Below are 13,937 nucleotides of genomic sequence, written 5' to 3' on the forward strand. Positions count from 1 at the left end.
ACTGCGCCCGAGAGGCGAGGGACTTTGCCATGCGTGCTTTGCAACTGATCGACGACCGCAAACTTGAGATCACCGATCTGCCGGAGCCGGATGCGCCGGGCGCGGGTGAGGTGACCTTGCGCGTCAAGGCCGTCGCTCTCAATCACATCGATGTGTGGGGCTGGCGCGGCATGGCCTTTGCCAAGCGCAAGATGCCGCTGGTCATCGGTGCTGAGGCTGCCGGCGTGGTCGAAGCGATCGGCCCGGGTGTTGCCAATGTCCTGCCGGGTCAGCTCGTATCGATCTACGGCGCGCGCACCTGCGGTCTTTGCCGCCATTGCCGCGAAGGACGTGACAATCTGTGCGAACATGTCGGTGGCGTCCACGGTTTCCATCTCGATGGTTTCGCGCAGGAGAAGGTCAATCTTCCGGCTCGCCTGCTCGTTCCGGCGCCTCCCGGCGTCGATGCGGTGGGTGCCGCGCTTGCTCCGGTGACTTTCGGTACCGTCGAGCACATGCTGTTCGACAATGCCAAGCTTGAACCGGGCGAAACGATCCTCGTTCACGCGGGCGGCTCGGGTATCGGTACCGCCGCGATCCAGCTTGCCAAGAAGATCGGCTGCACCGTGATCACGACGGTCGGTTCCGACGACAAGATCGAGAAGGCGAAGGCGCTCGGCGCCGATCACGTCATCAATTATCGCACCGACCGCTTCGAGGGCGTTGTGCGCAAGCTGACGAAGAAAAAGGGTGTCGACGTGGTTTTCGAGCATGTCGGCAAGGACACCTGGGCCGGCTCCATGCTCTGCATGAAGCGCGGCGGCCGTCTCGTCACCTGCGGTTCGACTTCGGGCGTTTCGACCGAAATGAACCTGATGATGCTGTTCCAGCAGCAGTTGAAGCTGCTTGGCTCCTTCGGCTGCCGCATGGAGAACATGGCCGATGCGATGCAGAAGATGGCGCGCGGACTGGTTCATCCCGTGATCGATACCGAAGTCGGCTTCAATGACATCGACCGGGCGCTGGAGCGGATGGAATCGCGCCAGATCTTCGGCAAGATCATCCTGAAGATGGACTGAGCAGCGTGAAGCTCTTCATCACCCGGATCGTCCTTGCGCTCAGAAATTTCCGGCAGTGGCTGGTGGCGCAGGTCATTTTCGGCTTCCTGAATTTCCTGAAGCTGTTTCCGGCGGATGCAGGCATCAACTTCGCCGATTGGCTAACCCGCAAGATCGGTCCGCGCATGCGCCGGCATCAATTGATGCTGACCAATCTGCGCAATGCCTTTCCCGAAAAGAGCGAGGCGGAGATCGAGGAAATTGCGCGTGCAAGCTGGGGCAATATGGGGCGCCTGGCAGCAGAATATGTGTTTCTCGACCGGCTTTTCGATTTCGATCCCTTCAGCGACAAGCCTGGCCGCATCGAAGTTTCCGGTATTCCGATCTTTCTCGATCTGAGGGACAATCCGCGCCCGTTCATCGTTTTTACCGGACATACCGGCAATTTCGAACTACTGCCGGTCGCGGGGGCGGCCTTTGGCCTGACCGTGACCGTACTCTTCCGACCGCCGAACAATCCCTATGTCGCTCAGAAGGTTTTCGACTTCCGGGCTAAACGTATGGGCAACCTCGTTCCCTCCCACGCCGGCTCCTCGTTCAGCCTTGCGCGGGAGCTGGAAGCGGGTCGCGGCGTCGGCGTGCTGGTCGACCAGAAATTTCGCAAGGGTTTGAAGACGTCGTTCTTCGGCAGGGACGTAAAGACGAATCCGCTGCTGCCGAAGCTGGTGCGCCAGTTCAATTGCGAGGTCTATCCGGCCCGCTGCATCCGCCTGCCCGGCAATCGCTACCGGCTGGAGATCGAGCCGAAGCTCGAGATGCCGCGCAACGAAGCCGGCGGTCTCGATCTGACCGCAACGGCGCAGATGCTGAACGACAAGGTTGAGAGCTGGGTGCGGGAAAACCCTGAGCAATGGCTGTGGTATCATGATCGCTGGAATATCAAGAAGAGCGTTTTCTAGGCATCCATTCCGGCCCGTTAGCGACAGTTTTGCATTGTATATTCGCATCCGGTCTTCATGCAGTCATTACGCCAGGTAAGCCTTGCATTTCAGAAAGTTCTCCTTTCCCGAGAACTTCCGCTCATCCGGATTGAAAGTAGGGATAAGTCATGTTAATTCACAATGCAGAAAGTTTGGTGAGAATGCGGACACCAAGCTGAATATCCTTGGGCATGGTAACGCCGGGAAACGAGGCCCCTGCGTCCTGCTGTGTGCGGGGACAGGAGGGCAATTTTGCTGGCACTCTTTCATGCCTTCTCCACGAAATGTAACCAGATTCAGCGTGCGATAAAACTTGGCGATGACGAGCTTGTAGCGTCACTCGATCGCGAATTGGAGCCACTTATCGCGGCTATCCTGGCCTATAAGGCTACGAGCCTGCTTGAAATTTACATGCAGCTCCAGTTTATGAACAATCTCATCCGAGAAGAATCGGACGATCGCTCGCGCGTCATGCGCAACTCCGCATCGCTGTCGGTATTGATCGATCGCTACTTCGGCGGTGCAAGCGAAGCAGCAGGCGAAGTTCTTCGGGCATTTTCAAGCGAGAAGATCGATCGGGACGATGCGTTCGGCTTCGAAGAAAGCAGCGTTCTCAATGATGTCATTCTGGACAGCCTGCCGGATCGCGTTGCCGTCGTGACGCGGGACTATCGCTACCTCTACAGCAACGCCGCCAATTCGGAGTTTCTGAAGTCGAAGCCGATGGAACTCGTGGGACGTCATATCTCGGAATTTGTCGGTGCGGAAGATTTCGAAAACAGCCTCAAGGCGAAGCTTGATGCCTGCTTTACCGGGGAGAAGGTGGAGTGCCTTTATCCCTCCTATCGCCAGATCGAACCTGGCAAGGTATTCCACTGCACGATGACGCCGTTGCGGGCAAAGGCGGAAGTGATCGGCGCATTGCTCGTCATGCACGAGATCATCGCCGTTCCCGCAGGCATGCTGGTGGCCTGAACTCGCGTTCAGGCCCCAAACAGCAGTTTTCCAATCATGTCCGGTATCAGGCGAAGATTGTGTTCGCTTGATTTAGTGCTGTCTCGATCCGCTTTGACCGTATCGGACCGCGATCGATCGCTCGTCTCTTCGTTATCGCCGCTGCATTCGAAGCAGTAGCAGCGGAACCGGATCACTTTCGGCTGTTTCATGCCGGTAACCTGTTCCAGCTTGCAAAGGGATCGGGCAGATTGCGCCAACGCTCGGGCGTGAAGCGGTCCGCCTTGACGAGGCAGGCATCCAGTTCGGCGGTAATCTGTTTTTCGCTCATCGGGTCGGCGCCGATGAACACCAGCTCCTGGCGGCGGTCGCCCCAGATCGGATCGAGATAGGGTGCCAGCGCCCGCTGGAAGCCGGGATCGCGCGGCCATTGATCCTGCGGCACGGCAGCCCACCAGAGGCCCATTTTGCCCGTGCGGACGAGCGCACCCGCCTGGCTCATTTCGCCGACATAATAGGGCCGCGTCGCCAACCAGAAGAAGCCCTTGGCTCTGACAACGCCCGGCCACGAGCGATTGAGGAAGGCTTGGAATTTCGCGGGGTCGAATGGTTTCTTCGCGCGGTAGACGAAGGAGCGAATGCCATATTCTTCCGTTTCGGGAACATGATCCTTGAAACCGTGCAATTCCTTGTACCAGAGCGGATGCGTTTCGGCGCGATCGATATCGAAGCGTCCGGTGCCGAGAACCTCCACCGGTTCGACTGCACCGAAATCCGCTTCGATGAGACGCGCATCGGGGTTGAGGCCGACGATGATCTTGCGGGCGGCGTCGCGTTGTTCAACCGTTGCCGAACCGACCTTGTTGAGAATGACGACATCGGCAAATTCGATCTGCTCGACCAGCAGGTCGACAATGGTCCGGTTATCGCCTTCACCTGTGGTTTCACCGCGATCGGCGAGGAAATCCGTCGATCCATAGTCGGCAAGAAGATTGGCCGCATCGACGACCGTCACCATCGTATCTAGCCGGGCAACGTCGGAAAGACTGCGTCCGTCTTCGTCACGGAATTCAAAGGTGGTTGCAACGGGCAGGGGCTCGGCAATGCCTGTGGATTCGATTAGGAGGTAATCGAAGCGATCCTGCTCCGCGAGCTGACGGACTTCCTTCAGCAGGTCGTCGCGCAGCGTGCAACAGATGCAGCCATTGGTCATCTCGACGAGCTGTTCCTCTGTGCGGGAGAGATTAGCGCCGCCATCGCGCACCAGAGCCGCATCGATATTCACCTCGCTCATGTCGTTGACGATGACAGCGACCCGCAGGCCCTCGCGATTGTTGAGGATATGATTGAGCAGCGTCGTCTTGCCGGCGCCGAGAAAACCGGAGAGGACGGTAACCGGGAGCTTCTTGTTCATGACAACCTCTTTTGTAATGTAATATCATTACATTTACTGTGGTGAAAAAAGCGAGCCATGCGCTCGCTTCCTTCGGCGATGTTCAGCCTTGTGCTGAAAGGCAGGTTTTCAGGGAGCTTGCGATGCCGCGCATCAGGTCGAAATAGAGATCCGGTCCTTGCGGCAGCGTTGCGGCTTCCGGGTCCAGAACACCAGATTTTGCCGCCGTGCCTTCCAGGACCACATTGACCAGCTTCGGTTCGAATTGCGGCTCGGCGAAGACGCAGGTCGCGCCGAGATCGGCGACCTTGCTACGGATCTCGGCGACGCGCTGCGCGCCCGGGATGGTTTCCGGGCTGACCGTGATCGAGCCTGAGACACGCACGCCATAGCGATGCTCAAAATACTGGTAGGCATCATGAAAGACGATGAAAGGCTTGTCCTTCACGGGGGCGAGCGTCGAAGCGATTTCCGCATCAAGCGCATCGAGCTTGTCGTCCAAGGTCTTCTGATTTGCCTCGTAGGTGAGGGCGTTGGCGGGATCGGCCGCGACCAGCGACGTCGTGATTTCGGCGACCATCGCCTTGGCATTGTGCGGATCGAGCCAAAGGTGAGTGTCGAACTCGCCATGATCGTGGTCGTGATCATGTGCATGATCATCGCTGGCTTCGTGTTCGTCGCCATCGTCATGCGGTTCGAAGGCGCCGCCTTCGCGGAACTTCAGTTTGGCGATGCCGGGTGCGTCGTCAAGCTCGACGACGGTGGCATTGGTACCAAGTGCGGCAAGCGGCTTCTGCAGAAAAGCTTCCATGCCCGGCCCAACCCAGAAGACTACTTTCGCCTCCTGAAGGCTGCGCGCATTCGACGGCTTGAGCGCATAGGTATGCGGCGAAGCAGCACCATCGACGATCAGATCCGGGGTGCCGACGCCCTGCATGACAGCTGCGACCAGCGAGTGGATCGGCTTGATGGAGACGACGACTTTCGGCGCATCGGCTGCAGTTGCGGTTGTGCTGACGAGCAGGCCGGAAAGGAGAAGGGAGGCGGCGAGGGGAAGAAGAGTTTTTGCTGCGTTCATGCCAGAAATGCCCTTGAATGGGTCTGTTATGTTATTACATCAATTGCGTTATGCTATAACGTGTGCGATAGCATGGCGCAATAGTGCAATTGGAAATTTCATGCTTTCTTCCATCGACAGCAAGAGCCGGCCGCTGGTGTCGCTTCATGATGTCGGCGTCCGCCGCGACGGACGCTGGCTGGTGCGTGGCGTGGATTTCTCCGTCAGTCGCGGCGAGATCGTCACCCTGATCGGCCCGAACGGTTCCGGTAAATCGACCAGCGCCAAGACGGCGATCGGCGTGCTGAAGCCGGACGAAGGACGTGTCGACCGCATAGCCAATCTGAAGGTCGGCTACGTGCCGCAGAAGCTTGCGATCGACTGGACCTTGCCGCTTAGCGTGCAGCGATTGATGACGCTGACCGGGCCTTTGCCGGAGCGCGAGCTGGTTGCTGCTCTTGAAGCCGTCGGCATCGCGCATCTCGCGAAAGCCGAGGTGCAGCATCTTTCCGGCGGCGAATTCCAGCGGGCGCTGCTGGCGCGCGCCATCGCCCGCAAGCCCGATCTGCTTGTGCTGGACGAGCCCGTGCAGGGGGTCGATTTCAGCGGTGAGATCGCGCTTTACGATCTCATCAAGTCGATCCGCAATTCGCAGGGCTGCGGTATCCTGCTGATCTCGCATGATCTGCATGTCGTGATGGCGGCGACGGATACTGTGGTCTGCCTGAATGGCCACGTCTGCTGCCGCGGCACGCCACAGACCGTCAGCCAGAGCCCGGAATATGTGAAGCTGTTCGGTACGCGGGCGGCACAATCCCTGGCGATCTACAGCCACCATCACGATCATACGCATCTGCCTGACGGTCGCGTGCAGCATGCGGACGGTTCGATTACGGACCATTGCCATGCCGATGATGGCCATCATCATGGCCACGATCACGATGATCATCATCACGGCCATGACCATGCCGAGGGGGAGCGCCATGTTTGACGATTTCTTCCTGCGCGCCGTCGTCGCCGGCGTCGGGCTGGCGCTGACGACCGGGCCGCTCGGCTGCTTCATCATCTGGCGACGTATGGCCTATTTCGGCGACACGATCTCGCATTCGGCATTGCTCGGCGTGGCCCTCTCGCTACTTTTTCAGCTCAATCTGACGCTCTCCGTCTTCGCGGTTGCAGCTCTCGTATCGATCCTGCTTCTGTTCCTGCAGCGGCGGCAGGCGCTGTCGGCGGATGCGCTGCTCGGCATTCTCTCGCATGCGACACTGGCCATCGGCCTTGTCATCGTCGCCTTCATGAGCTGGGTGCGGATCGATCTCATCGCCTTCCTCTTCGGCGACATTTTGGCCGTCAGCCAGTCCGATATCGCGGTGATCTGGGGCGGCGGCATCCTCGTTCTGGCGGCGATTGCCTGGCTCTGGCGGCCGCTGCTGGCCTCGACTGTCAATCCCGAGCTTGCCGAGGCAGAAGGATTGCGGCCGGAGCGCGCGCGGCTTCTCTTCATGCTGCTGATGGCCGTGGTGATCGCGATCGCTATGAAAATCGTCGGTATCCTGCTTATCACCGCGTTGCTGATCATTCCCGCGGCCACCGCACGCCGCTTTGCCTCAACGCCGGAAACAATGGCGATCTTTGCTTCGCTGCTTGGCGCCATCGCCGTTGTCGGCGGGCTTTTCGGATCGCTGCGCTATGATACGCCGTCCGGCCCGTCGATCGTGGTTGCGGCGCTCGTTCTATTTATCATCAGTCTGCTGCCCCTCGTTCGCAGGAGCGGCACGCCAGCGGCGCAACAGAGAGGACAGTCATCATGACCACTCCGATGCTCACCAAGAACCAGTCTCTCGTTTTCGATATTCTGACCAAGGCGGAAGCGCCGCTCAGCGCCTATACCATCCTGGACAAGCTGCGCGATCAAGGTTTTCGGGCGCCGCTGCAGGTCTATCGGGCGCTCGACAAGCTGCTGGAATATGGCGTCGTGCATCGGCTCGAGAGCATCAACTCCTTCGTCGCTTGCGCGCATCCGCACGAAGATTGCCATAGCCATGGCCTCGTTGCCTTTGCCATCTGCGAAAGCTGCGGCCAGGTGATCGAGTTTCACGATCACGAAGTGGATCATCGGCTGATGGACTGGCTGAAATCGCAGAAGTTCAAGGCGGAGAAGTCGACCATCGAAATTCGCGGTCATTGCGCCAATTGCGCGGCTTGAGCTACGGGCGGCAACGTATTCAGCGTTCCATCAATTACTTATAAGAAAATTCTAATCCAATCTTTTAAGGTCACGCGCGAAGCGCTGCCAGTTGGCGACATAATGCTGAGCTGAGCGGCGCAGGCCTTCTATCGTAGCTTCGTCCAGGGTGCGGATGGCTCTTGCCGGTGCGCCGACGATCAGCGAGTCATCCGGAAATTCCTTGCCTTCCGTGACGAGCGCATTGGCGCCGACGAGGCAATTATTGCCGATCTTCGCGCCGTTCAGCACGGTGGCGCCCATGCCGATCAGCGAATTGTTGCCGATGGTGCAGCCATGGATGATGGCGTGATGACCAATGGTGCAGCCTTCGCCGATCGAAACCGGAAAGGCCGGATCGGTGTGGATCATCGTGCCTTCCTGAATATTCGTCGCCTTGCCTATGGCGATCAGCTCATTGTCGCCGCGCAGGACCGAGCCGAACCAGATGCCGACATCCTCGCCGATCTCGACCTTGCCGATCACGCTTGCGTCTGGCGCGATCCAGTATCGGTCGGGGCCTGGCGTTTTCGGTGTGAGGCCGGCAAGGGCGTAGAGCGGCATGGTCGATCCTCCTCGATCAGACGACGTTCAGTACCAGGTTTGCGACGCCATCGACGGCGCAGCTGATCCGGTCGCCGCGGACAACGGGACCGACGCCGGCGGGCGTACCTGTCATGATGATATCGCCCGGGGCCAGCGTGAATAGCTTAGAGAGTTCGGCGATGATTTCCGGCACCTTCCAGATCATCTGAGAGAGATCGCCTCTCTGGGCGGACTCGCCATTGCGCATCAGCCAGATGCCGCCCTTGTCGGGATGGCCGACGCGGGTGGCTGGAACCAATGCGGAAACCGGAGCCGAGTGATCGAAGGCCTTGCCGATTTCCCAGGGGCGGCCGAGCTTCTTGGCTTCACCCTGCAGGTCACGGCGGGTGAAATCGATGCCGACGCCGTAACCATAGACGCAATCCAGTGCCTGTTCGACCGGGATGTCCGCGCCACCGCCGCGCAGCGCCACGACTAGCTCCACTTCGTGATGCACGTCCGCTGACAGCGAAGGATAGGGGAAATCGCTCGAGACAAGCAGATTGTCCGGGTTCTTCTGAAAGAAGAAAGGCGGTTCGCGGGTGGGGTCATGACCCATCTCTATGGCGTGGTCGGCATAGTTGCGGCCGACGCAATAGACGCGACGCACAGGAAAAAACTCGGTCTCACCTTCGATCGGCAGAAGGACAGGGGCAGGTAGTGGAATGACTGTCGTTAGTGGGGCGTTCATATGCGCTTTCGAAACTCTCATCTTTTTCAGAGGGCTGCTGCCGTCCGACTCCTTCGGGCAAGCTAGCATTATTGTTACAGCCGCGAAAACTGGCGTTTTTGAGGGATTTGGTGTAGAGCGCGGATCAGAAAGGTTTCCCATGTATAGCGACGCACTGAAAACTGGCCGCAAGATCTTTGCGGTTGCCCCCATGATCGACTGGACGGATCGCCATTGCAGATACCTGCATCGGCAGATCAGCCGGCATGCGCTTCTCTATACCGAGATGGTGGTGGCGGATGCGATCATTCACGGGCCGCGCGACCGGCTGCTGGGGCATGATGCTGCCGAACATCCCGTCGCGCTGCAGCTTGGCGGCTCCGATCCGGCCAAGCTTGCCGAGGCGCTGCGGATTGCCGAAGCGTATCATTATGACGAGATCAATCTCAATGTCGGCTGCCCCTCGGATCGCGTGCAGTCCGGCACCTTCGGCGCCTGCCTGATGCTGACGCCGGAGACGGTCGCATCCTGCATTGCGGCGATGAAGGCGATCTCGAAGGCACCCGTCACGGTGAAATGCCGCATCGGCGTCGATGAGCAGGAACCCGAAGAGGCGCTGCCCGAACTGATGACGCGCGTGCTCGATGCCGGCGCCGATGCGATCTGGATTCATGCCCGCAAGGCCTGGCTGAAAGGTCTATCACCGAAGGAAAACCGCGAAATACCGCCGCTGGACTACGATATCGTCTACCGCATGAAGCAGCGCTGGCCCGAGGTCTTCATCGGCATCAATGGCGGCATCCAGACGCTGGATCAGGCTGAGGCGCATTTGGCCCACGTCGATGGCGTGATGCTCGGCCGCGCCGCCTATCAGAATGCCGCCATTCTCGCCGACGTTGACCATCGCTTCTTTGGCGAACCGGCCGCCGAGGCTGACTGGAACGGGCTGCGCGACCGGATGATGGATTATGCGGAGCGCCACATCGAAAATGGCGGCCGCCTGCAGCATGTCGCGCGCCACATGGTCGGCCTCTTCACCGGCTTGCCGGGCTCGCGCCGTTACCGCCAGATCCTTTCGACCGACGCCAACAAACCGGGGGCGGGGCCGGAAGTGATTGCCGCCGCCTTCGCGGCGGTGGACTTTGCGGGTGAACGTGAGCGGGTGAGCGCTTGAGGGGATACTGATCCCCACTACCTTCTTCCTTCGAGCGCAGCTTTCGCTACCACCTCACACCCGTCATCCTCGGGCTTGACCCGAGGATCCACGCCCAAGCACATTGGTGCGTTTAAATCGACAAGAGTGCTGGTTTCGCTTTGGCAGCGTATCCCTTTTCGCCAGAGGAGGCGATGGGGCCTGTGCCTGGATCCTCGGGTCAAGCCCGAGGATGACGGAATGTTAGGATGTTCCGGGGCAGACAACGGACTTGCGGTGAGGGGCATAGCCAAGCTTGCTTCAGGACGAGGGTGCTCTCCTCACAAAAAACGGCGCGGTTTTCACCGCGCCGTTCGAAACCTTGTTCAGGCAGTCACCAGAGGCTTAAGCAGCCTGGATGTTGACAGCCTTCGGGCCCTTGCCCATGCGATCCGGCTCGGTGTCGAAGGTGACCTGCTGGCCTTCGCGCAGCGACTGGATGCCGGAAGCCTGAAGAGCGGAGATGTGGACGAAAACGTCCTTTGCGCCGCCGTCAGGAGTGATGAAACCAAAACCCTTGTCCTGGTTGAAGAATTTTACGGTGCCCTTGGTGGCCATGGGGGATAGTCCTTTACCCATCAGTCTTAGTTTATCCGGATAGACCGGACGGCTTTGCTTCCGCAACATGCGAAAGCCAGTCGAGAAGTCACGTACGGGGAAAGAACGTCTGCGCGGGTCAAAAGACCCAACCACTGCCTGTCGCAAGCGGATCACCAAATCAGTCCAGTCACCGGCATGCAAATGCCCGAGCATGCATATGGGTGACAGGGTTTGTGGAAAAAGGCAAGGGGCAATATCAGGGCAGGGTGGGAAACGGGTAGGATTGGGTGGGAATTTCAAGGGGTTGGAGCTAGGCAAGCTTACGAAAAGCATTTCCTTTGATTGTAAAGTTATGCCCACTTTTCAACTTTGCGGATACGATATAATATTCGTGTAGCTGGAGTCGCGGCAGCCAGAGAGACGTAATTGTGACGCTAGTTACCGCATTAATGCACAAATCGAGAAGAGTTATCTTAATTGCGCAAGTGTGATGATATATTTGGATCGTTCGCCTGCGGAATCTTGTCTGGTTCTATATTATCACTTTTTATTTTTGCTGAACACATCAGACCTAATGAAAATATAGAAAGTCCATCTATGCAATACGCTGATGTAGTGACGATAGTATTAACGTGTGTAACTGTTGTTATCACATGTGTCAGTATTGTTCTTGCTATATTGGGTATTTTTGGCTTCCAACAATTGAAGCAAAATGCGGCGGAAGCCGCTATTAGGCATGTGGAAAAGGAGCTTGCAACCGGAGGAAACTTAAGATCGCTTCTGGAAAGAAGAGTTGATGCAATGGTCGCAAACTATGCCAAACAAGAAATTAAGCCGGACGATTGGGGTGATGAAAACGATGAATACGGTGAGGCAATTTCATGACCAGTGCGGAATGGCAAAGTTTGGCACCTGAGATATGTGCTCTGTTAGAAAAACATCAGCAGTCCATACCAGTTAAGCTGGGTGAATTGGCACATGACTTAGGACTTACCGTAAAAGCTGCAACGCTGGACGTTGGAATTTCAGGTGAGATAGCTCCCGATCCCGATGTCGCTGGTGCTTTCAAAATTCGTATAAACAGGCATGAGGTGAAGACGAGGCAAAGATTTACGCTAGCTCATGAGATCGCTCATTTTTTGCTCCACAGGGATCGCATAGGTAATGGAATAATGGACAACATTCTCTATCGCTCGACGCTTTCGGATAAGTATGAGGCAGAGGCAAATAGGCTTGCTGCTGATATTTTAATGCCGGAGGCGGTCATCTCAGAATGGCGAAGGGAAAAAAAAGGTCTGGCAAAGCGAGAATGGGTTCATCCTTTAGCGGAGCTCTTCGGCGTTTCCGAAGATGCGATGTCGATTAGGCTCGGGCTTAAATAGATGCTGATAAGTCCTGGGGAACTAACGTATGTTCCTATTTTAACGGTGCGCCCCGCCGAGATGGTAGCTTTACGTGAGCTTCCTGACTTGGCCAAAGATCGTATCCTTCCACACATTATTCTGCGGCCGTGGCTTAATTCAAATGAGCTTAAAAAATCTATTGACAAGATCCGGCACGCGTACAGCAAGCGGCCTTGGATAATCGAGCTAGATGATGACATTGACCATGCGAGCGAAAGTCCCGCTTGGCAAGAGATGCGATCGCTTCAGGACCCAAGTAAAGGATTCGCGAACTGGATAAGGTTTGTTTCGCGAATAGATGACGTTGCTATTCCCGCCTTACAGGTAAGCGGAGACAGCACAGCAGTCGAAAAACAGATAGTAGCGGTGAAAGAGCTCGGTCGAGGTGCCGTGGTTCGGTTTCCGGTGCATGCATTTCACGCAATACCTATGTTTGTCGACTTTCTTTATCAATCAAATTACGATGAAGTGCTGTTTATCCTTGATTTCGGCCAAACGGACAGTAGAATACTAACGCAATACATAACGGCCAAAGCTCAATGCGATGCTATAACTGCTCGTTTTCCAGAAGCATCAATTGTAATTTCAGCAACAACCTTTCCATTTGAATTTGCTGAGGTGAACAAGCAAGCTATTTTTGAGCGTGAATTTTTTTCTGAGATGGTCAGGCAGAATCCTTCGGCAAAGCTAATTTATAGTGATCGCGGAAGCGCTCGCGCCGAGAGGCTTGGTGGCGGCGGAACTCCGATGCCGAGGATTGATCTCCCTAGTTCGACTGCTTGGAGTTTCTTCCGCGAAGAGGTGGGGCAAATTGTTTTTGGTAAGCGTAAAGTAACGGCCGAACAAAGGGAAGCTGGTTATCAATCAGCGGCGGAGCGAGCAATTGCTGATGCAGTTTGGGACCCAAAACTCAATATTTGGGGTACACAACTAATTAAGTTAACTCAGATCGGCGCAAGCTATGCAATAAATGCACCTGTCAGAGCAACGGCAGCTAGGATAAATATTCATTTATTTCGCCAAGCTTTTTTTGGTTATGATGGCGATATCAATAAACTGACAGAGGATGATTGGTCTGACGACTTGTGACATCTTTCGCAAAAAGATTCCATTTATTTTCTCTTAGTTCCGACAGCCTTCTTTTTTCTGCTCTATCTACAAAATGGGGGTTCAAAAGAAGTAATTCATTGCGTTCTATTTTTTTTCTCTCGAAAATTTTTCTCGTAAGATCATAGTTGCCATGATATCTACGGTCTATAATTTCATTTAGTATATTTCTTGCATTTTCTTTGATGTTGTCTGTATTCAAGCTTGAAGGAATCATGTTGTTTTTAATAAAATTATTGGATATGCGTATGGTTTTTCCTTTTATTATAGTTGTAATTCTGTTTTCTTTGTAACGAAGCAACGTTGCTTGATTGGCTTCGCAAATTTCTATTGCATTGTTGATGTGTATCTCGTCTGCAACAATAATCACATGATCGAAGTACTTTTTGTATATTTCTATTTGTTTGCCTATTCGACGAAGTGAATCGCGAGCACTTTTAATTTCGAAGGCATACAACAGGTTGTTGCTACGTAGCGCTATATCTGCACGAGCCCCGCATTTTCCATTGCTAAACTCATGTATAAGGATTGTATCGGCTAAAAGGCGATGCCTTCTCGTAATGTAATTTATGGTTGAGGTTTTGAGCTCAGATTCAACCGATGCCATCTCATTTATCTCTGTAGAATCGATGTTATGCTGGGGGATTATCCTTGCAGTCTCTTATCAGCAAATAAAAATCCGCTTACATTCCCGATAAGCGCGCTTCCCCCTTCTGGTCATGTGTGCGCGGATTCTTATCTACAATATTCTTAGAGAACGCGATATCGGCTTTACCCCGAAATAGGTCGTTCAGT

Annotated in this window: 16 protein-coding genes; 10 read left to right on the top strand and 6 right to left on the bottom strand. The window is 55.7% G+C overall.

The genetic code is table 11. The features are described from left to right. The first annotated feature begins 29 nt into the window (after positions 1-29). From AC13QY_RS14590 to AC13QY_RS14600, 3 genes are all read left to right on the top strand, one after another. A complete protein-coding gene (locus AC13QY_RS14590; protein WP_113354563.1) occupies positions 30-1,058 on the top strand; it encodes a zinc-binding dehydrogenase in 1,029 nt (342 codons plus the stop codon). A 5-nt stretch (positions 1,059-1,063) separates the two neighbouring features. Continuing rightward, positions 1,064-1,996: a lipid A biosynthesis lauroyl acyltransferase gene (locus AC13QY_RS14595; protein WP_113354564.1), complete on the top strand. Its 933-nt coding sequence runs from the start codon at positions 1,064-1,066 to the stop codon at positions 1,994-1,996. 273 nt (positions 1,997-2,269) lie between these two features. Continuing rightward, positions 2,270-2,992: a PAS domain-containing protein gene (locus AC13QY_RS14600; RefSeq protein WP_113333045.1), complete on the top strand. Its 723-nt coding sequence runs from the start codon at positions 2,270-2,272 to the stop codon at positions 2,990-2,992. 187 nt (positions 2,993-3,179) lie between these two features. Here AC13QY_RS14600 and zigA read toward each other — a convergent pair whose 3' ends face one another. Both zigA and znuA read right to left on the bottom strand, forming a co-directional pair. After that, positions 3,180-4,385: a zinc metallochaperone GTPase ZigA gene (zigA, locus tag AC13QY_RS14605; RefSeq protein ID WP_113354566.1), complete on the bottom strand. Its 1,206-nt coding sequence runs from the start codon at positions 4,383-4,385 to the stop codon at positions 3,180-3,182. Positions 4,386-4,467: 82 nt separating this feature from the next. Then, positions 4,468-5,442 (bottom strand): zinc ABC transporter substrate-binding protein ZnuA, encoded by a 975-nt coding sequence (gene znuA, locus AC13QY_RS14610; protein WP_145632756.1) that lies wholly within the window; start codon positions 5,440-5,442, stop codon positions 4,468-4,470. 100 nt (positions 5,443-5,542) lie between these two features. Between znuA and AC13QY_RS14615 the strand changes: the two genes are divergently transcribed. From AC13QY_RS14615 to AC13QY_RS14625, 3 genes are read left to right on the top strand one after another with little or no spacing between them, the layout of a single operon-like run. Continuing rightward, positions 5,543-6,412, top strand: a complete 870-nt coding sequence (locus AC13QY_RS14615; protein WP_113354567.1) for an ATP-binding cassette domain-containing protein — start codon at positions 5,543-5,545, stop codon at positions 6,410-6,412. After that, positions 6,405-7,232: a zinc ABC transporter permease subunit ZnuB gene (gene znuB, locus AC13QY_RS14620; protein WP_112721157.1), complete on the top strand. Its 828-nt coding sequence runs from the start codon at positions 6,405-6,407 to the stop codon at positions 7,230-7,232. Before AC13QY_RS14615 ends, znuB begins: the two co-directional genes overlap by 8 nt. Beyond that, complete coding sequence (locus tag AC13QY_RS14625; protein ID WP_112334637.1) at positions 7,229-7,627, top strand: Fur family transcriptional regulator; 399 nt, start codon at positions 7,229-7,231, stop codon at positions 7,625-7,627. The genes znuB and AC13QY_RS14625 overlap by 4 nt, the downstream gene beginning before the upstream one ends. A 51-nt stretch (positions 7,628-7,678) precedes the next feature. Here AC13QY_RS14625 and AC13QY_RS14630 read toward each other — a convergent pair whose 3' ends face one another. Next, positions 7,679-8,209 (bottom strand): gamma carbonic anhydrase family protein, encoded by a 531-nt coding sequence (locus tag AC13QY_RS14630; protein WP_113354568.1) that lies wholly within the window; start codon positions 8,207-8,209, stop codon positions 7,679-7,681. 16 nt (positions 8,210-8,225) lie between these two features. Then, positions 8,226-8,921, bottom strand: a complete 696-nt coding sequence (locus AC13QY_RS14635) for a fumarylacetoacetate hydrolase family protein (protein ID WP_113354569.1) — start codon at positions 8,919-8,921, stop codon at positions 8,226-8,228. A 139-nt stretch (positions 8,922-9,060) separates the two neighbouring features. Here AC13QY_RS14635 and dusA point away from each other — a divergent pair, with 139 nt between their 5' ends. Beyond that, positions 9,061-10,074: a tRNA dihydrouridine(20/20a) synthase DusA gene (gene dusA / locus AC13QY_RS14640; protein ID WP_113354570.1), complete on the top strand. Its 1,014-nt coding sequence runs from the start codon at positions 9,061-9,063 to the stop codon at positions 10,072-10,074. A gap of 363 nt (positions 10,075-10,437) precedes the next feature. Here the strand turns inward: dusA and AC13QY_RS14645 are convergent, their stop codons facing one another. Continuing rightward, positions 10,438-10,650 carry a cold-shock protein gene (locus AC13QY_RS14645; RefSeq protein ID WP_069613123.1) on the bottom strand — a complete coding sequence of 71 codons (213 nt, stop codon included), beginning with the start codon at positions 10,648-10,650 and terminating at the stop codon, positions 10,438-10,440. 504 nt (positions 10,651-11,154) lie between these two features. On the opposite strand from AC13QY_RS14645, the gene AC13QY_RS14650 reads away from it, so the two are divergent. From AC13QY_RS14650 to AC13QY_RS14660, 3 genes are read left to right on the top strand one after another with little or no spacing between them, the layout of a single operon-like run. Continuing rightward, complete coding sequence (locus AC13QY_RS14650; RefSeq protein ID WP_162748866.1) at positions 11,155-11,517, top strand: hypothetical protein; 363 nt, start codon at positions 11,155-11,157, stop codon at positions 11,515-11,517. Further along, positions 11,514-12,014, top strand: coding sequence for an ImmA/IrrE family metallo-endopeptidase (locus AC13QY_RS14655; protein ID WP_113354572.1), 501 nt, complete (start codon positions 11,514-11,516; stop codon positions 12,012-12,014). The genes AC13QY_RS14650 and AC13QY_RS14655 overlap by 4 nt, the downstream gene beginning before the upstream one ends. After that, a complete protein-coding gene (locus tag AC13QY_RS14660) occupies positions 12,015-13,124 on the top strand; it encodes a beta family protein (RefSeq protein WP_113354573.1) in 1,110 nt (369 codons plus the stop codon). Here the strand turns inward: AC13QY_RS14660 and AC13QY_RS14665 are convergent. Further along, positions 13,084-13,749 carry a sce7726 family protein gene (locus AC13QY_RS14665; RefSeq protein ID WP_145630947.1) on the bottom strand — a complete coding sequence of 222 codons (666 nt, stop codon included), beginning with the start codon at positions 13,747-13,749 and terminating at the stop codon, positions 13,084-13,086. The two genes, AC13QY_RS14660 and AC13QY_RS14665, sit on opposite strands and share 41 nt — an antisense overlap. Between the last annotated feature and the right edge of the window lie 188 nt (positions 13,750-13,937).

Source organism: Martinezella sp. CNPSo 3795 (assembly GCF_057784475.1).

What these genes read in the sequence shown, in the direction of transcription:
- AC13QY_RS14590 (WP_113354563.1), top strand. Translation starts at nt 30, where the DNA reads ATGCGTGCTTTGCAACTGATCGACGACCGCAAACTTGAGATCACCGAT.
- zigA (WP_113354566.1), bottom strand. Translation starts at nt 4,385, where the DNA reads ATGAACAAGAAGCTCCCGGTTACCGTCCTCTCCGGTTTTCTCGGCGCC.
- znuA (WP_145632756.1), bottom strand. Translation starts at nt 5,442, where the DNA reads ATGAACGCAGCAAAAACTCTTCTTCCCCTCGCCGCCTCCCTTCTCCTT.
- AC13QY_RS14615 (WP_113354567.1), top strand. Translation starts at nt 5,543, where the DNA reads ATGCTTTCTTCCATCGACAGCAAGAGCCGGCCGCTGGTGTCGCTTCAT.
- znuB (WP_112721157.1), top strand. Translation starts at nt 6,405, where the DNA reads ATGTTTGACGATTTCTTCCTGCGCGCCGTCGTCGCCGGCGTCGGGCTG.
- AC13QY_RS14625 (WP_112334637.1), top strand. Translation starts at nt 7,229, where the DNA reads ATGACCACTCCGATGCTCACCAAGAACCAGTCTCTCGTTTTCGATATT.
- AC13QY_RS14630 (WP_113354568.1), bottom strand. Translation starts at nt 8,209, where the DNA reads ATGCCGCTCTACGCCCTTGCCGGCCTCACACCGAAAACGCCAGGCCCC.
- AC13QY_RS14635 (WP_113354569.1), bottom strand. Translation starts at nt 8,921, where the DNA reads ATGAACGCCCCACTAACGACAGTCATTCCACTACCTGCCCCTGTCCTT.
- dusA (WP_113354570.1), top strand. Translation starts at nt 9,061, where the DNA reads ATGTATAGCGACGCACTGAAAACTGGCCGCAAGATCTTTGCGGTTGCC.
- AC13QY_RS14645 (WP_069613123.1), bottom strand. Translation starts at nt 10,650, where the DNA reads ATGGCCACCAAGGGCACCGTAAAATTCTTCAACCAGGACAAGGGTTTT.
- AC13QY_RS14655 (WP_113354572.1), top strand. Translation starts at nt 11,514, where the DNA reads ATGACCAGTGCGGAATGGCAAAGTTTGGCACCTGAGATATGTGCTCTG.
- AC13QY_RS14660 (WP_113354573.1), top strand. Translation starts at nt 12,015, where the DNA reads ATGCTGATAAGTCCTGGGGAACTAACGTATGTTCCTATTTTAACGGTG.
- AC13QY_RS14665 (WP_145630947.1), bottom strand. Translation starts at nt 13,749, where the DNA reads ATGGCATCGGTTGAATCTGAGCTCAAAACCTCAACCATAAATTACATT.